The 22,513-nt window shown below is 59.2% G+C and carries 21 protein-coding genes and 1 pseudogene; 14 read left to right on the top strand and 8 right to left on the bottom strand.

Annotated elements, in window-relative coordinates:
- Nucleotides 1-247: 247 nt before the first annotated feature.
- The 3 genes from uvrD to KVG88_RS17135 all read left to right on the top strand — a co-directional run bounded on the left by uvrD (nt 248) and on the right by KVG88_RS17135 (nt 4,161).
- Nucleotides 248-2,431 carry a DNA helicase II gene (gene uvrD, locus KVG88_RS17145; protein WP_150704981.1) on the top strand — a complete coding sequence of 728 codons (2,184 nt, stop codon included), beginning with the start codon at nt 248-250 and terminating at the stop codon, nt 2,429-2,431.
- 305 nt (nt 2,432-2,736) lie between these two features.
- On the top strand, nt 2,737-3,615 hold the full coding sequence (locus tag KVG88_RS17140; protein ID WP_075947044.1) for a Tim44 domain-containing protein: 879 nt from the start codon (nt 2,737-2,739) through the stop codon (nt 3,613-3,615).
- Nucleotides 3,616-3,753: 138 nt separating this feature from the next.
- A complete protein-coding gene (locus KVG88_RS17135; protein WP_003187120.1) occupies nt 3,754-4,161 on the top strand; it encodes an SMI1/KNR4 family protein in 408 nt (135 codons plus the stop codon).
- Nucleotides 4,162-4,315: 154 nt separating this feature from the next.
- On the opposite strand, the gene KVG88_RS17130 is transcribed toward KVG88_RS17135, so the two are convergent.
- Nucleotides 4,316-6,079 carry a cation:proton antiporter gene (locus KVG88_RS17130; protein ID WP_150704982.1) on the bottom strand — a complete coding sequence of 588 codons (1,764 nt, stop codon included), beginning with the start codon at nt 6,077-6,079 and terminating at the stop codon, nt 4,316-4,318.
- A 287-nt stretch (nt 6,080-6,366) separates the two neighbouring features.
- Between KVG88_RS17130 and KVG88_RS17125 the strand changes: the two genes are divergently transcribed.
- Nucleotides 6,367-6,849, top strand: a complete 483-nt coding sequence (locus tag KVG88_RS17125; protein ID WP_095194575.1) for an acyl-CoA thioesterase — start codon at nt 6,367-6,369, stop codon at nt 6,847-6,849.
- A gap of 91 nt (nt 6,850-6,940) precedes the next feature.
- Here KVG88_RS17125 and pdxY read toward each other — a convergent pair whose 3' ends face one another.
- Entirely contained in the window at nt 6,941-7,813 is an 873-nt protein-coding gene (pdxY, locus tag KVG88_RS17120) for a pyridoxal kinase PdxY (protein WP_150704983.1), read from the bottom strand.
- 119 nt (nt 7,814-7,932) lie between these two features.
- Between pdxY and KVG88_RS17115 the strand changes: the two genes are divergently transcribed.
- Nucleotides 7,933-8,346, top strand: coding sequence for a DUF3301 domain-containing protein (locus KVG88_RS17115; protein WP_150704984.1), 414 nt, complete (start codon nt 7,933-7,935; stop codon nt 8,344-8,346).
- Nucleotides 8,347-8,349: 3 nt separating this feature from the next.
- Here KVG88_RS17115 and KVG88_RS17110 read toward each other — a convergent pair whose 3' ends face one another.
- Nucleotides 8,350-9,315 (bottom strand): CobW family GTP-binding protein, encoded by a 966-nt coding sequence (locus tag KVG88_RS17110; protein ID WP_217872093.1) that lies wholly within the window; start codon nt 9,313-9,315, stop codon nt 8,350-8,352.
- Between the two features lie 26 nt (nt 9,316-9,341).
- Between KVG88_RS17110 and KVG88_RS17105 the strand changes: the two genes are divergently transcribed.
- Nucleotides 9,342-9,698 (top strand): NADH:ubiquinone oxidoreductase, encoded by a 357-nt coding sequence (locus tag KVG88_RS17105; RefSeq protein WP_217872092.1) that lies wholly within the window; start codon nt 9,342-9,344, stop codon nt 9,696-9,698.
- A 4-nt stretch (nt 9,699-9,702) separates the two neighbouring features.
- On the opposite strand, the gene KVG88_RS17100 is transcribed toward KVG88_RS17105, so the two are convergent.
- A complete protein-coding gene (locus tag KVG88_RS17100; protein WP_217872091.1) occupies nt 9,703-10,359 on the bottom strand; it encodes a DUF1826 domain-containing protein in 657 nt (218 codons plus the stop codon).
- Nucleotides 10,359-11,564: a zinc metallochaperone GTPase ZigA gene (gene zigA / locus KVG88_RS17095; protein ID WP_217872136.1), complete on the bottom strand. Its 1,206-nt coding sequence runs from the start codon at nt 11,562-11,564 to the stop codon at nt 10,359-10,361. Before zigA ends, KVG88_RS17100 begins: the two co-directional genes overlap by 1 nt.
- A gap of 141 nt (nt 11,565-11,705) precedes the next feature.
- On the opposite strand from zigA, the gene KVG88_RS17090 reads away from it, so the two are divergent.
- The 7 genes from KVG88_RS17090 to KVG88_RS17060 all read left to right on the top strand — a co-directional run bounded on the left by KVG88_RS17090 (nt 11,706) and on the right by KVG88_RS17060 (nt 17,043).
- Complete coding sequence (locus KVG88_RS17090) at nt 11,706-12,083, top strand: glutamine synthetase (RefSeq protein WP_217872090.1); 378 nt, start codon at nt 11,706-11,708, stop codon at nt 12,081-12,083.
- A 99-nt stretch (nt 12,084-12,182) separates the two neighbouring features.
- Nucleotides 12,183-13,079 carry a GTP cyclohydrolase FolE2 gene (gene folE2, locus KVG88_RS17085; protein ID WP_217872089.1) on the top strand — a complete coding sequence of 299 codons (897 nt, stop codon included), beginning with the start codon at nt 12,183-12,185 and terminating at the stop codon, nt 13,077-13,079.
- Nucleotides 13,076-13,744: a metal ABC transporter ATP-binding protein gene (locus KVG88_RS17080; RefSeq protein WP_217872088.1), complete on the top strand. Its 669-nt coding sequence runs from the start codon at nt 13,076-13,078 to the stop codon at nt 13,742-13,744. Before folE2 ends, KVG88_RS17080 begins: the two co-directional genes overlap by 4 nt.
- Entirely contained in the window at nt 13,744-14,610 is an 867-nt protein-coding gene (locus tag KVG88_RS17075) for a metal ABC transporter permease (protein ID WP_217872087.1), read from the top strand. The genes KVG88_RS17080 and KVG88_RS17075 overlap by 1 nt, the downstream gene beginning before the upstream one ends.
- A gap of 11 nt (nt 14,611-14,621) precedes the next feature.
- Nucleotides 14,622-15,497 carry a metal ABC transporter substrate-binding protein gene (locus KVG88_RS17070; protein ID WP_217872086.1) on the top strand — a complete coding sequence of 292 codons (876 nt, stop codon included), beginning with the start codon at nt 14,622-14,624 and terminating at the stop codon, nt 15,495-15,497.
- Nucleotides 15,494-16,054, top strand: coding sequence for a gamma carbonic anhydrase family protein (locus KVG88_RS17065; RefSeq protein ID WP_217872085.1), 561 nt, complete (start codon nt 15,494-15,496; stop codon nt 16,052-16,054). Before KVG88_RS17070 ends, KVG88_RS17065 begins: the two co-directional genes overlap by 4 nt.
- A 95-nt stretch (nt 16,055-16,149) precedes the next feature.
- Nucleotides 16,150-17,043, top strand: a complete 894-nt coding sequence (locus tag KVG88_RS17060) for a His/Gly/Thr/Pro-type tRNA ligase C-terminal domain-containing protein (RefSeq protein ID WP_217872084.1) — start codon at nt 16,150-16,152, stop codon at nt 17,041-17,043.
- Between the two features lie 50 nt (nt 17,044-17,093).
- On the opposite strand, the gene KVG88_RS17055 is transcribed toward KVG88_RS17060, so the two are convergent.
- Nucleotides 17,094-17,615, bottom strand: coding sequence for a DUF3617 domain-containing protein (locus tag KVG88_RS17055; protein ID WP_150704996.1), 522 nt, complete (start codon nt 17,613-17,615; stop codon nt 17,094-17,096).
- Nucleotides 17,616-17,748: 133 nt separating this feature from the next.
- Here KVG88_RS17055 and cls point away from each other — a divergent pair, with 133 nt between their 5' ends.
- Nucleotides 17,749-19,188, top strand: a complete 1,440-nt coding sequence (gene cls / locus KVG88_RS17050) for a cardiolipin synthase (protein WP_150704997.1) — start codon at nt 17,749-17,751, stop codon at nt 19,186-19,188.
- Here cls and cfaB read toward each other — a convergent pair.
- Together cfaB and KVG88_RS17040 are read right to left on the bottom strand one after the other, a co-directional pair.
- On the bottom strand, nt 19,185-20,372 hold the full coding sequence (cfaB, locus tag KVG88_RS17045) for a C17 cyclopropane fatty acid synthase CfaB (RefSeq protein ID WP_150704998.1): 1,188 nt from the start codon (nt 20,370-20,372) through the stop codon (nt 19,185-19,187). The genes cls and cfaB overlap by 4 nt on opposite strands.
- Before the next feature lie 229 nt (nt 20,373-20,601).
- Nucleotides 20,602-22,511: pseudogene (locus tag KVG88_RS17040) on the bottom strand (heavy metal translocating P-type ATPase); the annotation flags it as partial.
- Between the last annotated feature and the right edge of the window lie 2 nt (nt 22,512-22,513).

The raw sequence follows: 22,513 nt of genomic DNA, 5'->3' as shown, positions 1-22,513 counted from the left end.
TTGTTCTTATAATGATGAGCATGAGCCCGAAACGTCGACGGAGCATACACAAGCAAGTGCTTGGACCAAACTGCTCCCGGTCAAAAAACAGACAAAAGTATTAGCCCGCCGATCCGCTGCAAATGCCGCCAGACGCGTGCAGCCAACACTTGCGGCCGATGACTGACCGGTCGTCTTGCGCGCCTCTTTCATCGGCTAATGCAAAGCGGGGTTTGCCCGGTGTGACGCCGCCCCCTAGAATGCCCCGATGCGCGATGATCTCTCCCTATTGCTGAACTCCCTCAACGATGCCCAACGGCAGGCCGTAGCGGCCCCCGTGGGTCGTCAGTTGGTCCTGGCCGGTGCTGGTTCCGGTAAAACCCGAGTGCTGGTGCACCGTATCGCCTGGTTGATCCAGGTCGAGAACGCGTCGCCCCACTCCATTCTGTCGGTGACCTTCACCAACAAGGCCGCTGCCGAGATGCGTCACCGCATTGAGCAGCTAATGGGTATCAACCCGGCCGGCATGTGGGTCGGCACCTTCCACGGTCTGGCGCACCGCTTGCTGCGGGCGCACTGGCAGGAAGCCGGCCTGAGCCAGACCTTCCAGATTCTCGACAGCGATGACCAGCAGCGGCTGGTCAAGCGGGTGATCCGCGAGCTCGGCCTGGACGAGCAACGCTGGCCGGCCCGTCAGGCCCAATGGTTCATCAATGGGCAAAAAGACGAAGGTCTGCGTCCGCAACACATTCAAGCCAGTGGCGACCTGTTCCTGGCGACCATGCGCAGCATCTATGAAGCCTACGAGGCGGCGTGCCTGCGCGCCGGCGTGATCGACTTCTCCGAACTGCTGCTGCGTGCCCTCGACCTGTGGCGCGATCACCCAGGTCTGCTGGCGCACTATCAGAAACGCTTCCGGCACATTCTGGTGGACGAGTTCCAGGACACCAACGCCGTGCAGTACGCCTGGCTGCGCTTGCTGGCCAAGGGTGGCGACAGCCTGATGGTGGTGGGCGACGACGATCAGTCGATCTACGGCTGGCGCGGCGCGAAAATCGAGAACATCTATCAGTATTCCGAAGACTTTCCGGACGCCGTCACCATTCGCCTGGAGCAAAACTACCGCTCCACCGCCGGCATCCTGAAGGCTGCTAACGCTTTGATCGCCAACAACACCGGGCGTTTGGGCAAGGAGCTTTGGACTGATGGCGGCGATGGCGAGGCCATCAACCTGTATGCCGCGTTCAACGAACACGACGAAGCGCGTTACGTTGTCGAAACCATCGAAAGTGCGCTAAAAACCGGCCTGGTGCGCAGCGATATCGCGATTCTGTACCGCTCCAACGCCCAATCACGCGTTTTGGAAGAAGCCTTGCTGCGTGAGCGCATTCCATATCGCATCTACGGCGGTCAGCGCTTCTTTGAACGGGCGGAAATCAAAAACGCCATGGCCTACATGCGCCTGCTCGAAGGCCGTGGCAACGATGCCGCGCTGGAACGGGTGATCAACGTACCGGCGCGCGGTATTGGCGAAAAAACCGTCGAAGCGATCCGCGACCATGCACGCCACAGCGATGTGTCGATGTGGGAAGCGATGCGCCAACTGGTGGCCAATAAAGGCCTGACCGGTCGCGCCGCCAGCGCGCTCGGCGCATTTATCGAACTGATCGAAAATCTCGCCGCCAAGTGCATGGAAATGCCGCTGCACCTGATGACCCAGACCGTCATCGAGCAGTCGGGACTGATCGCCTACCACGAAGCGGAAAAAGGCGAGAAAGGCCAGGCCCGGGTAGAAAACCTTGAGGAACTGGTCAGCGCTGCGCGCAACTTCGAAAACAGCGAAGAAGACGAGGACCTGACGCCGCTGGCGGCTTTCCTCGGCCACGCCTCGCTGGAGGCTGGCGATACCCAGGCCGACGAGCACGAAGACAGCATTCAACTGATGACCCTGCACAGCGCCAAGGGCCTGGAATTCCCTTACGTGTTCCTGGTGGGCATGGAAGAAGGCCTGTTCCCACACAAGATGAGCCTGGAAGAACCTGGTCGTCTTGAGGAAGAACGGCGTCTGGCTTATGTCGGCATCACCCGCGCCATGCAAAACCTGGTGATGACCTACGCTGAAACCCGACGCTTGTACGGCAGCGAGACCTACAACAAGGTGTCGCGCTTCGTACGCGAAGTCCCGAAAGGCCTGATCCAGGAAGTTCGGCTGTCCAACAGCGTCAGTCGTCCGTTTGGTGGCAACCAGTCGATGAGCGGTGGAAGCCTGTTCAGCGGCAGCGAAATCCCGCAGACCGGTTTCAGCCTCGGCCAGACGGTGCGGCATTCGGTGTTTGGGGATGGCGTGATCCTGAACTTCGAGGGCGCGGGCGCGCAGGCGCGGGTTCAGGTGAACTTCAGCGAAGGCAGCAAGTGGCTGATGCTGGGGTACGCGAAGCTGGAAGCGATCTAAAGGCTGAAAAGATCGCAGGCTTCGCCAGCTCCTACAGGGATTGACGTGTAACTGTAGGAGCGGCCGAAGGCTGCGATCTTCACCTGAGTCCACCGCGTGTCCAAAAGAGGCGCCTTGCGACGCCAGGCATCTCTCCTACAGAACTAATCCACTCATCCTGCAGACCAAAGTTAACAGGCCTTATTGCGCGGACAGAAGCTGAATACAACCTGTCAGGCAAAAGCCGGAAACACTCTGCCGCTAGCCAGTAACACTTCAGCTGTGCAACATGGCGCGCGTGCCTTCCACAAATGGGAATTCCCTCTATGAAACGTTTTCTTAGCATCGCCATGGCGTTGTGCATCGGCCTGACGATGAGTCTCGACGTCAATGCCGCCAAGCGCTTCGGTGGTGGCAAAAGCGCAGGCGCTGCGCCGACGCACCAAACCAGCCAGATGGCTCCTTCTTCTCCAGGCATGGGCGGCGCTGCGGCGACCGCTGGTGCTGCCGGTGCCGCTGGCGCCGCTGCCAAGGCCGGTGGCGCTTCGCGCTGGCTCGGCCCATTGGCCGGTATCGCCGCCGGTGGCCTGCTGGCGTCCATGTTCATGGGCGACGGCTTCCAGGGCATGCAGATCTTCGACATCCTGATCATGGCGGTCATCGCGTTCCTGGTCTTCCGATTCATCGCCGCCCGTCGTCGCAAGCAGCAAGAGCAATTTGCTCCGGCCGGTCACGCGCCGATGCAGCGTGAAGCCTTCGAACAGAAGCCAGCTGGCGGTTCGATCTTCGGCGGTTCGGCTGCACCTGTCGCCGCTCGTCCGGTGATCAATGCTCCAGCCTGGTTCAACGAGCGCAACTTCATCGAAGCCGCGCGCAACCACTTCCAGTCCCTGCAACAGCATTGGGACGCGAACGAAATGGACAAGATCGCCGAGTTCGTTACCCCGCAAATGCTGGAGTTCCTCAAGCGCGAACGTGCCGATCTGGGCGACGGTTTCCAGTCGACCTACATTGATAACCTCAATGTACAACTGGACGGTGTGGATGATCGCGCTGACAAGACCATCGCCACCCTGACCTTCAGCGGCGTGTCGAAAACCTCGCGTTTCGACCAGGGCGAAGTGTTCAGCGAAAGCTGGAACATGGAACGTCCGCAGGGCGAAAACCAGCCTTGGCTGGTGGCAGGTATCCGCCAGAACGGCTGATCACCCTCCGCGCTTCACTTGCTGCAATAAAAACCCCGGCCTCGGCCGGGGTTTTCTATTTCGCGGTTGCATCTATAGCAAGCTACTGTATAAACCGCCCCATATAAACCGCGCCATACAAGCAAGAGGATCCCGGACGTGGAAGAAATCATCGAACAACTGCGTGAAGCCAACGAACCGGTACCGGTCCCCTTGGAGTTGCCTGACGAAGACCTGCTGGTGGAAATCGAAGAACAACTGTTCATCGACATTCCGTTCGTCTTCAGAGAATTTTTGCTGACCGTCAGCGACGTGGTCTACGGCAGCCTGGAGCCAGTGACCGTCACGGACCCGCAATCGCACACCTACTTGCCGGACGTTGCCGCCAACGCCTGGGATGCCGGCGTTGATCGCAGCCTGATCCCTATCTGCCAAGACGGTGATGATTACTACTGCGTCGAAGAAGACGGCACCGTGGTGCTTTGGCAGGCCGAAGAAGAACTGATTGCCGAAGAAACCTGGGAATCGGTTTGGCATTGGGCACGGGACGTCTGGCTGGAGAGCTGATAACCCAAACGACTCATGTAGCAGCTGGCGCAGCCTGCGTTCGGCTGCGCAGCAGTCGTAACCCCTGACAGCCCGGTGCACCAGAAGGATCTCGCCATCTGATTCGCGACTGCTACGCAGCCGAACGCAGCCTTGGGCGGCTGCTACATAGAGGTCAGTGCCCCGGTGAATCCTTGTGGTTCTCCAGGGTGTCCAGCAAAGCCACCTGCATCCGCGTGTGCACGCGAATGAACCAGCGCCACAGCAATGCCGCCACTGCGGCTGCGACCACGGCGATCAGCACCAGCAACTTGTTGGTCGGCAGAATACTGGCCGACAAGGCTGCCAGCAGCAGGAAAATCACCAGCAGTGAAAGGATCGGGATCACTTCGGAAATCACCCGACGCACTCGCTGCGTGTGGCGTCCGGCCATTTCCGGTTTTACACCCATTTCCGCCAGCAACATCGACAGCGCCTTGAGCTTGCGATACGCGGCAATCAAAAAAGGCAGCGATAGCAACAGCGCCCCGCCCCAGATCAAAGCCTTCTGCCAGCTCGGATCGCTGATCCAATCCTGCAGATAAGTGGAAATGCGTTCGGCGAAGTAAGCACCCGCGAAGAAGATCGCGATCACCAACGCCAGATTGACCCCAACTTGCAACAAGATCCTCCGGATCATCGATGCCAGCAACGCACCCTGGCCCTGCGGCTGGATGCTGCGCAGCCATTCACCATACATGCCCAGCACGCGCCCCAGCCGCTGCGGCATCACTGCGGCCAATTTGATCGACAGCGGGTCGGCGGCACGAATCAGATAAGGCGTTAGCAGCGTGGTGATCACCGACACCGCCACCGCCACCGGATAAAGAAAGTTGCTGGTGACCTGCAGGGTCATGCCCAGCGCAGCGATGATGAAAGAAAATTCGCCAATCTGGGAAAGACCCATCCCGACGCGCAGCGAGGTCCGTCCGTCATTGCCGGCGATAAAGGCGCCAAGACCGCAGGACAACATCTTGCCGAGCACCACCGCCACGGTAATGACTGCAATTGGCCAGGCGTATTGCAGCAGGATCATCGGGTCGAGCATCAGCCCGATGGCGACGAAGAAAATCGCACTGAACAAGTCACGAACCGGCTCGATCAAGCGCTCGATTTTTAGCAACTGCCGGGATTCGGCCATGATCGCGCCGATCAGGAACGCGCCCAGGACCATGCTGTATTCGAGTTTGACCACCAGCAGGCAGAAACCGAAACACAGCCCCAGTACCGTGATCAGCAGCATTTCGTTGCTTTCGAATTTAGCCACATAGGCCAGCAATCGTGGCACCAGCAGAATGCCGATCACCAGCGCGACGATCATGAACAGCGACAGCTTGCCGACCGTGGAAAACACTTCGCCCGAACTGACCGTACCGCTGACCGCGATGCTCGACAGCAAGGCGATGATGCCGATACCGAGGATGTCTTCAACGATCAGCACCCCAAAGATCAGCTGCGCGAAGCGCTCGTTCTTCATCTTCAGGTCGTTGAGAGCTTTGACGATGATGGTGGTCGAGGAGATCGCCAGGATCGCACCCAAGAACAGCGAATCCATGGTGTTCCAGTCAAACCAGCGGCCAATTTCGTAGCCGATCCAGATCATCAGCACGATTTCCAGGAACGCCGCGATAAATGCCGTGGCGCCGACCTTGAACAGTTTGCGCAGGCTGAATTCCAGCCCCAGACAGAACATCAGGAAAATCACCCCGAGTTCCGCCAGAGTCTTGATGGTTTCTTCGTCATGGATCAGGCCGAACGGCGGGGTATGCGGGCCGATAATGAAGCCGGCGACGATATAGCCCAGCACCACGGGCTGCTTGAAGCGATGGAAAAGCACGGTCACCACACCTGCGACCAACATGATCACTGCCAGGTCCTGAATAAAACTGATGGCATGCATGGTGTGAGGCTCCTTGGGTGACATGGCTCAACCATCAGACGTGGGAAACGTCCGATTGAGCAGAATTAAAATCCGCTATCCGCGTAGGAATTTGCCCTTCGGGGTGGGCTTTTGAAGGGTAACACCGGGACTTCCGGCAGAAAGGCGGTGCAATATAAGGAAACAGATCGATCCGGCGTGACGGCGATCAAGCGCCCGGCGTCCCGATAACTGTTGGTTTGAAAAAACCACCGAGGCACCCGTAGAGGTGCGTCCCCTCAAACCTTGCCTTGAACCGTGAGAACGCTATGGAACCCGGAAACGCCCAACTGTCGATGACAGTATTGATGACCCCCGACATGGCCAACTTCTCTGGCAATGTTCACGGCGGCACCCTGCTCAAGTACCTCGACGAAGTGGCCTACGCCTGCGCCAGCCGTTATGCCGGTCGCTACGTGGTGACCCTGTCGGTGGACCAGGTGATTTTCCGTGAGCCAATCCATGTCGGCGAGCTCGTGACCTTTCTCGCCTCCGTCAACTACACCGGCAACACGTCCATGGAAGTGGGCATCAAGGTTGTGACCGAAAACATCCGGGAGCGCTCGGTGCGCCACACCAACAGCTGCTTCTTCACCATGGTCGCGGTGGATGACCAGCGCAAGCCTGCCCCGGTGCCACCACTGCAACCGGAAAACAGCGAAGACAAGCGCCGCTATATCCAGGCGCAGCAACGCCGCCAGATTCGTCAGGAACTGGAAAAGCGCTATCAGGAAATCAAGGGCGACGCCTAAAGCAAAAGATCGCAGCCTGCGGCAGCTCCTACAGAGAAATGCGAATTCCTGTGGGAGCTGCCGCAGGCTGCGATCTTTTATTCTGATTTGGTTACAAGCTGATCGACGTCGCCTCGAACCGCACCCGAGGATGGGCAATCCGGTCCTGCGCCCGCACCAGTTCCAGCTCATAACTGGCGCAGGCCTGGGTTTCCAGCAAGACCTCGTGCACCGCCGATGCGGCAAATTCGAAGGCCGCCACCAGGCTATCACCCAATAGCACGCGCGCCAGGAACAGCCCGGACGTCAGGTCACCAACGCCCACCGGCTGACGCGGAAACGCCAGCAACGGGCGTTGCAGATGCCAGCTGCCTTCGGCGGTCACCAGCAGCATTTCGAAGACCTCCGGGGTTTTGCCCGGGTAATCCAGATGCTTGACCAGCACGGCCTTCGGTCCACGCGCCAGCAACGAGCGCGCCATCGCCAGGCAATCGAACAGCGATTGCGGTTTACGCCCCGAAAAACTGTCGAGCTCCAGTTGGTTCGGGCACATGAAGTCGGCCACGGCGGCGGCCTCCTCCAACAGAAAATCGCTGACTTCTGCGGGCACGCTGCAGCCTTTCTCCGGATGGCCCATCACCGGATCACACAAATAAAGCGCTTTGGGATTCATCGACTTGATGCGCGCCACCCCCGTGAGGATGGCCCGACCCTGTGCCGCGCTGCCGAGGTAGCCCGACAACACCGCATCGCAATTGCCCAGTTCGCCAATCGCAGCGATGCCTTCAACCAGATCGGGGATCTGGTGGGGCGCCAGCACTTCACCGGTCCACTGCCCGTATTGCGTGTGGTTGGAGAACTGTACGGTGTTGAGCGGCCAGACATTCACCCCGACCCGCTGCATCGGGAAAACCGCGGCACTGTTGCCGGCGTGACCGAACACCACGTGGGACTGGATAGCGAGCAGATGGGGCGTACGTTTCATGCGGTGAGTTTCCGTAAAACGATTGAAATTCGAGCGGCGCAGTATGCGACTAAACGCAGCCTGTACGACAGACCGGCGACACAGTTAAGCTGACACTATCTTGTTGGAGCACCCTGTTGATGCTGACCCTTGGAAATATTTTCGTGTTGATGCTGCTCGCCACTGCTGGCGCGTGGCTCTGGCACAACCACGGCTTGCGCGAGCGCGCTTTGGAGCGGGTCAAGCAGCACTGCAGCAACCTCGGGATCGAGCTGCTGGATGGCAACGTGGCGCTGAAAAAAATCGGCTTCATCAAGGATGCCAACGGTCGGCGGCGCCTGGCCCGTGTGTATAACTTCGAATTCACCGTCACCGGCGAATCCCGTCATAACGGCACCATCACCCAATTCGGCGCTCACAGTGCACAGATTGAACTGGCGCCGTACCCCATGCCGTTCGACGACACGCCTCCAGTCGTCGACGTGGTCAAGCCCACTGCCCAGGTGATCGAGCTGAACCATTGGCGCCAGGAGCACAACAAGTGGCGGCCCTGAGGCTCAAGCCAACCGGCAGTCGGCCAGCCCCTTTTGCAGCACCTCAACATCCATTGGTTCGCTGAATATCAATTCAATTCGCGAATCCTGCCGCCACTCGCTAGGCTGCCATTGCAACAGCGAGTTATCCAGCGCATTCGCCGATACCCAGCCTTCAGCGCTGTGAACGACCAGCTTCGCCCTTCGCCAGCAAAGGCTTTGCAGCCAGCGACTGACAAAATCCGCATCAAAGACCTGACTCGGGTGCCAGCGCCAGCCGATGCTCCAGCCCCCTTCCTGCTCCTGGCTTAAACAAATCGGCAGCGTCGGGTCGCTCCAGATCGACGCAAGTTGCGCCAGGCCCTTGGGCATCACAAAGTTATCCACACCCGCCACCGCTCGCGACGCAAGGCCCGGCAGCTCATTCAAGGCCAGCGTGGCTTGTTGCGTCCAGTACAGCGGGCGTGCGGGCAACAATGCGGCGATTCGCTGGCGGACCGCGGCGTCAATTCCTTCGGATTTGTTCATCAGCAACAGGCCGGCGCTGTTCAGCGCCTCTTGTTGCGCCACGGGCAGTGCCTTACCTGCCGAGAGCGCCTGCGCATCGAGTACCAGCACGCTGGGTTGCAGATTCAGTACACCTTGCCATGGCGCCTCGCTCAGCTGCTTGAGCAACTGCACCGGATGCCCCAACCCCGACGGCTCGATGAACAACCGGTCCGGCCGAGACCTGCGCAGTAAACGGCCAAGCCCGACCTGAAACGGCGCGCCGTTGACGCAACACAAACACCCCCCGGCCACTTCCCCCAGTGCGATACCATCGGCCTCCTGAGTGAGCAGCGCGGCGTCGATGCCGATCTGTCCGAACTCGTTGATCAACACCGCCCAGCGCTCATCTACCGGACGTTGCGCCAGCAGGTGTTTGATCAGGCTGGTCTTACCGGCCCCAAGCGGCCCGGCGATGACGTGGGTTGGTATGTTCTGCAACATGATCGAAGGTTTCTGAGGAGGTAAGGATGCGGTGGATGGGCTTGTCGTTACTGCTGACGTTTGCGTGTGGCGAGGCGTTGGCGCAGGCCTGCGTTGTTCACAGCCAGGCGGAACGTCTCGACGTCAAAGTCTGCCAGCAGAACCGCAACATTCCGGAAAAACTGTTCGCTGACGGTTTCTGCAAACCGACCCTGGCCGGGCAAAAGGTCGAGGTGCAGTACGTCGACCAATGCCCTGCTGGCGCGTTCGGTGTGTGCAGCAACGCTCAAGTCGCCAATATGCCTTACCGGCAGGATATTCACTATTACGGCGTGGCCACGGATGCCGCGTATTTGCAGCCGTATTGCGAAACACAAAGCCAAGGCACCTGGCTGAAGCCCTGAGCGGCTAGCTCAGCCAGTCGAGGGTGAGGATCAAACGGCGTTCGCCGGAATCCAGATGCGGCGAGCGGTGAATCAGGCCGAAGCCTTCATTGCCGTGCCATTTCTCACCCTTGAGCAGTGCAACCTCGCCACTGCTGATTGTCTGGATCAACCTGTCATCCAAGGGTTCGGCGCCGGGATTGCCAAGTTGTCGACGGTCCATGGCGCCTTCTTTCAGCCATTCGCTGCCGAGCCCCGCATAAGTGGTGATCAATCTGACAGGAACGTGATCGACGTGAAAACGCGGGCACATGGCTTTGTCGAGCACCCGCAGGCGCAGGCCGATCCGTTGGGCGCCGAGCAAACAGGCAAAAGCGCTGACCAGCCACGAAACGTCGGCGATGAAGCCCTCGTAACCTTCGAGATCACTGAAGCCTGAGGCCAATCCAAGGAGATTGGGTTGCGCTTCGTCGTCGGCTAACTCCAGGACGAGTGATTCGCCCAACGGTTCGTTCAGCGACAGCAACAACGTCGCGAAGTCCGCGATATGCAGCGGCAGCTGGCGCTTCCAGACTGCGAGGTTGACCCCTTCGTCGACAATGGTGGCCAAGGATGTTGGTGTGGTTCCGTACTGCTGACGTATCGACTTTCCGGACAACCTGGCGGGCGTCAATGTCAGCATCAGGCCGCCTCCTCATGCCAAGGGCCGAATGGGTCCGGGAGCAACCGCCAGCCTTCAACACCCATCGTCATTTCATCGTCCGTTAGCAAGCAGGCGTCGAGCTCTGCTGTGAGCTGTTCGAAGTCGATGTTCTGGCCAATGAACACCAGTTCCTGGCGGCAATCTCCCGTGGCACGGGTCCAGTTTTCCATGATGCCGGCCGTGCTTTCTTCGTCCTGTGGCCACTGATTCTTCGGCACAAAACGCCACCAGCGCCCAGCAAAACCGTGACGCATTAAACCACCGGCCTGCGACCAACTGCCGGCATCCGTATGTTTGCTAGCCAACCAGAAAAAGCCCTTGGAACGCAGCAGCTTGCCATTGACCCACGGGCGATCGATAAAACTGAAAAACCGTTGCGGATGGAAGGGCCGACGCGCCCGGTAAGCACTGGAAGCGATGCCGTACTCTTCGGTTTCCGGTGCATGGTCGCCGCGTAACTCCCGCAACCAGCCTGGCGCTTGAGCGGCTTTATCGAAGTTGAAGCGGCCCGTGTTGAGGATCTTGTTGAGCGGCACTTCACCCATGACCATCGGAATAATCTCGGCCTCGGCGTTAAGTCGCTGCAGGATCGCGATCAGCTCCTGGCGTTCGCGGCTGCTGATGAGGTCGATCTTGCTGATCAGGATCACGTCCGCGAACTCTACTTGCTCAATCAGCAGGTCGGTAATCGCACGTTCATCATCTTCGCCTAACGTCTCGCCACGGGATGCGAGGCTCTCGGCGGCCTGGTAGTCGAGCAAGAAATTCATGCCATCGACCACCGTGACCATGGTGTCGAGCCGCGCGATGTCCGTGAGGCTTTGCCCGTTTTCGTCGCGGAACGTAAAGGTTTCGGCGACTGGCAGCGGTTCGGAAATGCCCGTGGATTCGATCAGCAAGTAATCAAAGCGACCTTCATTGGCGAGCTTGCTCACCTCCTCCAGCAAGTCTTCTCGCAAGGTGCAGCAGATGCAGCCGTTGCTCATTTCTACGAGCTTTTCTTCTGCGCGGTTGAGGCTGACATCGCGCTGCACTTCGCTGCCGTCGATGTTGATTTCACTCATGTCATTGACGATGACTGCGACTCGAAGTTTTTCTCTAGTACGTAGTATGTAATTAAGAAGTGTACTTTTTCCGGCCCCTAAAAAGCCTGACAGCACGGTCACGGGTAGACGATTGGGCATCAGAAGCTCCTCACAAGATGCCCGGTCAAAACGTCGGGCTTGATTTAATGTTATAGTATAACAACACAATCAAGCCACTCCCTCTTGTCCAAGACCATCAACGGCAGGATGCTGAAACCCATTCCTCGTACGAGAACACCCATGCGTAACGCCCTGAAACTCGCGCTGATGAGTTTTTCAATGCTTGGTGCCGCCAATGCCTGGGCACAAGTTCCAGCGCTGGCTAACTGCACTCGTAGCGCCAATTTGCTGGCCTGCGTGGATGGCGAAGGCAATGCCTACAGCGTCAATACCGTCGGCAGCACTATTTACTTGCGTGGGTTCGAAGCCATTGGGAAGCGCTACTGGGCGCAGACCAACAGTCGCTACGGGCAACTGACGTTCTTCACCGGCATCGCTTCCGACGGCGAAGCCTGGGTCGGCTACAACCGGCGCGTCGGCTGGACTACGATCAATCGGTTTTCCAGCTCCGGGGGCAGCAGCGCCAAATTCACCTGTAGCCGAATCGCGGGCTGCTGAGCCTGCGATTGCGGATGAAAAACTGTTCACGAAAAAGCTATCGTGAAGCGCATTGTTATACTATAACATGCAAAATCAACCTCCACGATGGACCTGCTCATGAATGCGCTGACTCTGCCGGATATCGCCGCGCAGGCCTCACGCCAAGCCCTGCCACTTGAGTGGGTGGGCATGTGCGGTATAGCTCTTCCCGTTTTATTCGATGGCCAGCGATTGAGCGCAACCGCCGATGCTGGCGTCAGTCTCGACGATGGCGAGGCACGGGGCATTCATATGTCGCGGCTCTATCTGGCGTTGGAAATGCTCGAGCAAGCAACTCTTTCACCCGCACTACTTCGACGGGTATTGCAGCGCTTTCTGGACAGTCATGAAGGCTTGGCCAACAGTGCTTATCTGACAATCCATACGAATTTGCTACTTAAACGGCCCGCCCTGATCAGCCCTTTGAGCGGCTGGAAAACCTATCCCGTCCGCATTGATGCGCGATTGAAAAACTCGATGTTCCACGTGGAACTAAAAATCGACGTTGCTTATTCCTCGACGTGCCCGTGCTCAGCGGCATTGTCTCGGCAGTTGATCCAACAGCAATTTGTCGATGACTTCGCCAACAAACCTTTGAAGCACGCCGATGTTTTGGCCTGGTTAGGCTCGACAAAAGGCATCGTGGCGACGCCCCACAGCCAACGCAGCACTGCGCAATTGAACCTGCATCTGGACGACCATCTGGACGAACTGCCATTGATTGCGCTGATCAATGACGCCGAAGCAGCGCTCGGCACCGCCGTGCAGACCGCCGTGAAACGCGCAGACGAACAAGCTTTCGCACTCGCCAATGGCCAGAACCTGATGTTCTGCGAGGACGCGGCCCGACGCTTGAACATCGCCCTGAAACGCTCTCCCGGCATCAACGGCTTTCACATTCGCGTGATTCACGCGGAAAGTTTGCATGCCCACGATGCCGTCGCCGAAAGCCGCTGGCGTCGGGAGGACGTATGATCAACTGTCAGGCATTGCGTTGGGGTGCGCCGGGGCAGCCCCTGACACCGCCCCTCGATATCCAACTGCAACAGGGCAGTTTCACCGCCGTAATCGGTGCCAACGGTTCCGGTAAAAGCAGCCTGTTGAAAGTGATGGCCGGCCTGCAAAAACCGCTCTCTGGAAACGTTGCGCTCAAGGCACCGCGTAAAAGTGGGTTGTCGTTCCTGCCTCAACAACAGCACCTGGACCGCCAGTTTCCCATCAGTCTCCAGGAGCTGGTCGCTGCGGGTTTCTGGGGCAGTCAGCAGTCGGCGGAGCAGCGTCGCCAACGTCTTCACACCGTGCTGGAAAACTGGTGCTTAAGCGGCCTGGAACAACGTCCGCTGATGGCGCTTTCCGGTGGTGAATTGCAACGTGCCCTACTCGCTCGATTGAGCTTGGCCGATGCGCCCTTGCTGTTGCTCGACGAACCCCATGCGGCGCTCGACGAGCTCGGCCAAGCGCTGCTGTGGAAGCATCTGCACGCGTGGCATGCCGAAGGCCGAACACTGGTTGTGGTGTGCCATGACCTGACAGCCGTGCGCCAACACATTGCACAAACACTGCTGATAAAAAGCAGTGGCTGCCTCTTTGGATCGAGTACAGATCTCATACGCCAACAACCCCTCACGCAGGTGGCGTGATGCTCGTCGCTGCTCAACTTTGGCAACCGTTCCACGAGTTCGTGTTCATGCGCAGGGCCCTCATCGGTGGCCTGGTCCTGGCATGCGCCACAGCTCCGTTAGGCGTATTTTTGATTCTGCGAAGAATGAGCCTGATCGGTGATGCGGTAGCTCACGGTATTCTTCCAGGTGCTGCATTGGGTTTCTGGTTCGCAGGTTTGAGTCTCCCCGCATTGACCGTCGGCGGCCTCGGAGCCGGTCTGGGCATGGCCGGTTTGGCGGCCTGGATTACTCGCCGCACCGGCCTGCGGGAGGATGCCAGCCTCGCTGCGATCTACCCGATTTCCCTGGCCGCCGGGGTGCTGATACTCGGCTTGGCGGGTAAACGTCTGGACCTGTTACACCTGCTCTTTGGCTCGGCACTGGCAGTCGACGGCCCGACACTGACCGGGATGCTGTGGGTCTGTGGGGTGAGCCTCGTGGCCATGCTGCTGATCTACCGACCCTTGCTCCTGGACACCCTCGATCCGCTTTTCCTGCGAACCGTCAGCCGCCTCGGACCTGTCGCCCATGGCGTTTTCCTGACGCTGGTGGTGCTGAATCTGGTGATTGGATTCCAAGCCATCGGCGCCTTGATGGTGGTGGGCCTGATGATGCTGCCCGCTGCTGCCTCACGTTTCTGGAGCCGTCGTTTGCCGGTGCTGATTGCGATCGCTGCGTTGCTGGGCAGTCTTTCGGTGTGGCTTGGCTTGCTGCTGTCGTTCTACTACTCGCTGCCCAGTGGCCCGGCCATCGTGCTGGTGGCTGGCAGTTTGTACTTGCTGTCGGTGGTGTTCGGGCCGGTGCACGGTCTGCTGCGCCGCCCTCCTTCGCTCACATCCCCATGAGGTGTTACCCGATGCGCGCTTTATTCGTGCTGTTCAGTTTGATGTTGTCCATGTCACTGTCCGCGGCGGAAAAACTTCAGGTGGTCACCAGTTTCAGCATCCTCGCCGACATGACCCTGCAGGTCGGTGGCGACCACGTCCAGATCACTAACATGGTGGGGCCCGACGCCGACGCTCACACCTACGAGCCGACGCCGGACGACGCCCAGGCGCTGCTCAAGGCAAAACTGATCATAAAGAATGGCCTGGGTTTCGAGCCTTGGCTGGATAGACTGGTGACCAGCACCGAAACCAAAGCGCCAGTAATGAGCGCCAGCCGCGGTGTTATTCCAAGAGACCTGGATGAAGACGGCGAGACCATTCCCGACCCCCATGCCTGGCACAATCTGGCGAACGCCGAGTTGTACGTCAGCAACATCACAAAAGCGCTTATCGCTGCAGACCCTGCGAACCAGGCCGACTATCAACGCAACAGTGCCGCCTACCTCAAACAGATTTACACCCTGCTTGCCGAAGCCAAAACCAAACTCGGCGCGCTTCCTCCAGGCAACCGCAAGATCGTCACCTCACACGATGCCTTTGGCTATCTCGGCCAAGCCTACGGGATCGACTTCATGGCCCCACAAGGGTTGTCCACCGAGCGTGAGCCTTCGGCCGCGGAAGTCGCTGCGCTGATCACCCAGATTCGACAGGCCAAGGTCAAAGCCGTGTTCATGGAAAACATCAAAGACGCACGCCTGCTCAAACAGATCGCCGACGAAAGCGGCGCAAAGATTGGCGGCACGCTGTACTCCGATGCGCTCGCAGCAAGCGGTCCGGCGAGTACCTTTACCGGGCTGTTCGAATACAACCTGAACACCCTGTACAACGCGTTGAGCAAACCATGATCCGCAAGAATCCCTCGGGGGATTTACCGCGGATAGCCGAGTCCGCCTATGTGGATAAAACCGCAATCATCTGCGGCAAAGTGGTGATCGGCGAGAACGTATTCGTCGGTCCCTACGCAGTGATTCGCGCCGATGAAGTCGACGAGACCGGGGACATGCAACCCATCACCATTGGCGCCAATTCGAATATCCAGGACGGTGTGGTCATCCACTCCAAATCCGGTGCAGCGGTGACCATCGGCGAGTTCAGTTCCATCGCCCATCGCTCGATCGTTCATGGCCCCTGCACCGTCGGCAATCGGGTGTTCATCGGCTTCAACAGCGTGTTGTTCAATTGCCACGTTGGCGATGGCTGCGTGGTACGCCATAACTCGGTGGTCGACGGGCGAGACTTGCCCAAGGCGTTCTACGTGCCCTCCACCACACGCATCGGGCCGAACACGGACCTGTCGCAATACCCGCCGGTGAGCGTCAGCGCCTCGGAGTTTTCCGAGGACGTGGCGCGTACCAATGTCGACCTGGTACGTGGTTATAAAGCCCTGCAAAACGAGTTTTGAAATGCCTCGACAAATGTCTACATGACAGCGGACCGGGTTTGGTTCTATGGTTTATCCGCTAGCGCGTGTGATCGAAGCATTCGAGAACAACAATCATGATCCAGATCACCCTGCCCGATGGTTCATTGCGTGAGTACGACCAATCACTGACCGTGCATGAAATCGCCGCGAGTATTGGCCTGGGGCTGGCCAGTGCGGCGGTGGCAGGACGCGTCAACGGTGTGTTGGTGGATTGTGAATACATGGTCCAGGCCAATGCCCGGGTCAGCATCGTGACGCCGCAGGAACCAGACGGCCTGGAGATCCTGCGCCGCTCCTGCACGCTGATGCTGGCGATGGCCGTCAAGCAACTGCACCCACACGCACAGATGCGTGTGGGCTCGGCATTGGGTGACGGGTTCTTTTGCGAGTTCGCTGTCGAGCGCGCCTTGGCAGCGACCGACCTGCCGCTCATTGAAGCGCGCATGCAATCGCTGGCGGCGACCAACCACTCAATCCGACGCCGCGCGACATCCTCCTCTGAAAACCTCTCGCTCTATCGCCTCGGTGACACCGAGTACTGGACCACTGGCCCGCATGTGCCCACTACCAAGGTGTTACAGGCATTCGCCCTTGATCACATCAGCGGCACCCTGCAGCAACGGGTCTATGGAACCTGCTGGTCCAGCCACCAGGAGCTGCAATATTGGCGTTTGCCGGCGCATGTCATGGTCGTCAGCATGGATGACCGCCAGGCAACCTACGCACACGCGGTCACCGAGACCTTACGTCGTGGCGGCGTTCGCGCCCTGGCAGATCTGCGCAACGAAAAGGTCCGCTACAAGATTCGCCAGCACAGCCAAACGGTGCCGTATCTGGTCGTGGTTGGGGAGAAGGAACAGGCCGGCGGATTTGTCAGTGTGCGCAGCAACAGCGGGGAGGATTTTGGCAGGATGAAGGTCGAGGCAGTGTGTGAGTGGTTGAGTCAGCCGGGGATAGCCGGGGTCTGAATGGAAACCTTCGCAGGCAAGTCGGCAACCCGGCTTGCCTGCGAAGCGTTTTAAGCCCGTGGTTTGACGGTGCCGCAATCCTGCCCTAACCACACGGCGCGTGTATCGAGGCTGCCCTTCTGCTGAATGCCGGTGGCATTGAATGTGCCGTTGACCTTGGTGGTGAACTCACGGTCACTCAGGAACGTAGCAACACCCGCACCTTGCGCTTTCGGGCAGCTGAAACGGAATTTCCACTGATTGCCGGTGCGCTCGGTAATTTCCTGTTTGCAGCCCGATTGCGGGTCGGTCAGCGGAATGTTATCGGACTTGACCTGCTCCGGCGTCAGGCATGCGCGAATGCCTTTGCCCCCCATGGTGATGCCCTGTTTTTCCAGCTGCGCGCGCTGTTCAGGGGTCATCTGGCTTTGTATCTGACCGAGGATCAATTGCAGATCCGGCAGGTTCTGGTCATCAACCTTCATGTTGCTTGAGGTCAATTCCCACAAACCCGGCTGCAGCATCTGCGCCTGAGCGGCCACAGGAAGTGCCAAACCCAGCGTAATGGCCAAACCCAGCAGACGAACGTTCATCGTGTAACTCCTGATCAGTAGTGGCCGTTAGACGTCAGCCGCGCGCTTCGGTTCATGGGCCAATTAAATAGCGACATTCTGCCCGGAACATGGTCTGTTACACATTGAATCTTCAGGAGCAAGGCTACCCTCCATGGATTATTTCGGACCGCATATTTTCGGCTACACCATCGCCCTGCTGCACTCCTTGGGCACCATCGCAGCAATCCATGCCGTGTTGACCGTTCGAACCGCCCAAGGCTCGATCGCCTGGGCGCTGTCACTGGTCTTCATGCCCTACCTGACCCTCATTCCCTATCTGGTGTTCGGCAGCAGTACCTTCGATGGTTATATCAAGGCCCGGCGCCAGGCCAACGAAGAAATGCGCAAAGCCATCTCCGAGCTCAACTGGCGGCCGTGGGTCGAAGAAGCACTTACCGCTCGCGCCTCCACCGCCTACGCGTCATTACGCGCCATGCCGAAGCTCGGACGCATGCCCTGCCTGGCCAACAACGACGTGCGACTGTTGATCAATGGCCGGGCAACCTTCGACGCGATTTTCGATGCCATCGGCCAAGCCAAAGAAGCGGTACTGATTCAGTTTTTCATCATTCACGACGACCGCCTCGGCCAGCGCCTGCACAAACTGTTGCTGGAAAAAGCAGCCGAAGGCGTGGCGATCTACCTGCTCTATGACCGAATCGGCAGCCACTCCCTGCCCCACAGCTATGTGCAGTCACTGCGCGATGGCGGTGTCGAGGTCAAAGCCTTCGCCACCCGCAGCGGCTGGTGGAACCGCTTCCAGGTCAACTTCCGCAATCACCGCAAGATCGTCGTGGTCGATGGCATTGTGGGCTTCGTAGGCGGGCACAACGTGGGCGATGAATACATGGGGGAGAAACCACCCCTGGCGCCCTGGCGCGATACCCATGTGCAAGTGCGCGGGCCGGTGGTGGCTTGCATGCAGGAATCCTTTGCCGAAGACTGGTTCTGGGCGGCGCGTTCTTTACCGCCATTGATCCTGCCGGAGGAGTACCCGGACGACGGCGTACTGTGCCAAATGCTCGCCAGCGGTCCGGCGGATTCCTACGAGACCTGTTCGCTTTTCTTCGTCGAAGCCATCTACGCGGCGACTGAACGCGTATGGATCACCAGCCCCTATTTCATTCCTGACGAGGCTGTACTCGCGGCCCTGCGTCTGGCGGTCCTGCGCGGGGTGGATGTACGGATTCTGCTGCCGTCGCGGCCCGATCATCGCATCGTCTACGCCGCGTCCAGCCTTTATGCCTTCGAAGCCGTGCGCGCCGGTGTGCGGGTGTTCCGATACCAGCCCGGTTTCCTGCATCAGAAAGTGGTGTTGATCGACAGTGAGATCACCGCCATTGGCAGTGCCAACATGGATAACCGCTCGTTCCGATTGAATTTCGAAGTGATGTTGCTGACGGTCGACAGTGCATTTGCCGCGCAGGTGGAGCAAATGCTCAACGACGACTTCGCCCAGGCCCACGAAATCGCCAAAGAAGAAGGCCGGGAAACCCACCGCCTGCAACAGGTCGGCATGCGGGTTGCCCGGCTTATTTCACCCATCCTTTAAGGGGTGTAGATATCGTCCCGCGTCCATGGCAGTTCATGACTGCCGTCGGCGTGGGCCTTCACCGCGAGAATCTGGTGCAGGTTGATCCAGCCCCGGGCGAAGGCGTAGGCGCATCCCGCCAGGTACAGGCGCCAGATACGCAAGGCCTGTTCCGGCACGAGTTTGCCGGCCGCTTCAAGGTTGTCTTCCAGACGTTCGCTCCAGTGATCCAGCGTGCGCGCGTAATGCAGGCGCAGGCTCTCGACATCGACGATTTCCAGGCCTGCCTCACTGATCTCTGCAGAGATCATCGACAGGTGCGGTAGCTCGCCGTTGGGGAACACATATTTCTCGATGAAATCCCCTGCACCGCGTCCCACTGGCCGACCGTCAGTGTGTTTGGCGGTGATCCCGTGGTTCATCACCAGGCCGCCCTCTTTCACCGCGCCGAAAAGGGTTTTGCAGTACTCGGGAAGGTTGGCGTGACCAACGTGCTCGAACATGCCAACGCTGACGACTTTATCGAAACGACCGTCCTGCGGCAGATCGCGATAATCGAGCAATTGCAGTTCGACCAGATCCTCCAGACCTTCAGCCTTGACGCGCTCCCTGGCCAGCGCAAGTTGTTCCTTGCTGAGCGTAATGCCAAACACTTTCGCCCCGAACTCACGGGCCGCATAACGCGCCAACCCACCCCAACCGCAGCCGACATCCAGAAGATAGTCGCCGGGTTGCAGTCGTAACTTACGGCACAGATGGCGAAATTTGGCTTGCTGAGCCTGCTCCAGGGTTTCACTGCCGGTTTCGAAGTAAGCGCAGGAATACGCCATGTCGCTGTCGAGCCACAGCTGATAAAAGGCGTTAGAGAGGTCGTAATGGTAGGAAATCGCCTTGGCGTCGGTTTCCTTGTCGTGGACGGTACGGACAGGCTGGCTGTCGTCGTCTTCATCCAGCAACGCCTGACTCCATTCATCGCAGACGCGGATCACGTCACTGATGGAGCCCTCCAGCTCCAGTTTGCCCTCGACGAACGCTGCTCCAAGCGCGTCCAGGCTGGGATGGGTGAACTGGGTGACCATTTGTGGGTCCTTGACCACAATCGTGACGCTGGGCGTCGGCCCCAGATTGAATTCATGGCCGTCCCAGAGTCGCAGGCGTAGCGGTAACTGCAGATTCTGTAAGGCCGGTGGAAGTTGCGCGAGCATGGAGAATCCCCCTTGTTTCAGACGTCTGATCAGAGGGTAGACCATCTTGGAAAAATAGCAGGCTATCGAATTAATAGCCGTTTTCTATGATTCGCGTTGTACCAACTCACACGCCGCGAATACACAAAATGCCGTGCCCTCACCTTAGATGACTGCGGACACGGCAGACAGTTCTAACGATCTAGCGACACCACAGCGCAGCGGTTTAGAGCCGTTTGCGGCGCCAGACTCAATTCTCATCCTTCAGTTTCAGCAACGGCTCCTGAAATCGCAGCAAGCGCCCGGCGTTGCCCAGCACCAGCAATGTGCTGAGGTTATGCAGCAGCGCCGCAATCATCGCGCCTGCCGCACCGAGCCAGCCGAAGGCGGCGAAGGCCACGATAGCCAGCCGAAGGCGGCGAAGGCCACGATAGCCAGCGTCCAGCCCAAACCAATGATCACATTGACCTGTAACGTCTGCCGGCACTGGCGACTCAAACGCACGCAGGTCCCGAGCCGGCGCAGGTCGCTGCCGATCAACACGATGTCGGCCGACGCCAGGGCAATGTCCGCCCCGCCCGCGCCCATCGCCACCCCGACCACGCCGGCCTTGAGGGCCAGGGAATCGTTGATGCCGTCACCTACCACCATTGGCCGAAAGCCGCTGTCGATTTCCTTGAGCACGCGATTGAGTTTGTCCTCGGGCAAGGCTTGCGCTTCAACGTCGCGAATACCGACTTCCCGCGCCAAAGTCTGCGCAACGCTTTTGCGGTCGCCGGTGAGCAACAGTTGTCGCCCCAAACCCAGCTCGCGCAATTCACTCAGGGCAAACTTCGCTTCCGGTTTGACGCTGTCAGCAAGCAACAACCAAGCGAGGAACTCGCCGTTGAGCGCCAGCCCGGCAATCGGCCCGTCGTGCTCGGGAACCGCTGACGTGCTAACGCCCAGATGGGCGAACAATTCAGGCCGCCCGAGCGCGGCTTCGCCCTGCTCGGTCATCGCCACCACGCCGAGCCCCTGGCGCTCGTGAATGTCCGAAAGCAGCACAAAATGCTCCTGAGTCACCAATCCGGCCAGCGCACGGCTGACCGGGTGGCTGCTGGCCGAACCGAGACTGGCCGCCAGTTTCAAGACATGGCTGCGATCCTCAATCGGGCTCGCGATCGATTGCAGGCGCAAGGTGCCGAAGGTCAGGGTGCCGGTCTTGTCGACCACCAGTGAGGTCAGGTCCGCCAGTTCTTCAAGAAAGGCCGAACTGCGGATCAGGATTCCATGCCGTGCGGCCACCGCCACACCGGCAATAGCCGTGGCGGGCGCCGACAGCACCAAAGCACAAGGACACGCCGCCACCAACACCGCGAGCATGGCCTGGGCATCATTGGTGATGAACCAGGTTACCGCCGCGAGCAGCAACACCAACACCATGTAACTGCCCGCGTAACGCTCCAGCAATCGCGTGATCGGTGGCTTGGAACGTTCGGCGTTTTGCATCAGCGCGATAACTTTGCCGAGGGTCGAATCCTGCCCGGTCCGGGTGACCTCGATGCGCAGCAAGCCATCGAGGTTGATCGCCCCGCCGAACACCGACATACCGACGCCCGCTTCTATCGGTACTGACTCACCGGTAATCGATGCCGTGTCCAGGCTCGCCTGCCCGGACAACACTCGACCATCCGCCGGCACACGATCACCGGCGCGCACCTCCACCACGTCGCCCGCATTGAGCGTGCCGTTGTCGACCTCGATGATGGCGCCATCGGCCTGCACCTTGCGGGCGTGGCTGCGCGTCAGTTGGCCGAGGGCATGAATCGCCTCCTGAGAACCGATCACGCTGCGCTCTTCCAGCACGTGGCCAAAGATCATGATGATCGGCAGCAACGCCGCCGTCAGCAAATCACCAGTGGCCCAGGCACCGAGCATGGCCAATGCGATCAACTGATCGGTGATGCCATGCAGGCTCGGATAACGCAGGCTGTACCACGCCGATCGCATCACCGGCACGGCCACCAGCAACGAAGCGAAACCCAGCAGCAATTGGCTGACACCGATTTGCTCTGGCGACAACCAGCGCCAGACCAGCCCAAGCGCGAGCAAGCCGAGTGCAAGCATCGCCAGCGTCAACTGGCGGGCAGCGCTGCGTTGTTCGGCCGAGGACAACAGGC

The sequence above is a fragment of the Pseudomonas azerbaijanoccidentalis genome (assembly GCF_019145495.1).
Lineage (GTDB): Bacteria > Pseudomonadota > Gammaproteobacteria > Pseudomonadales > Pseudomonadaceae > Aquipseudomonas > Aquipseudomonas azerbaijanoccidentalis.
This window is presented reverse-complemented; position numbering and strand designations above follow the sequence as displayed.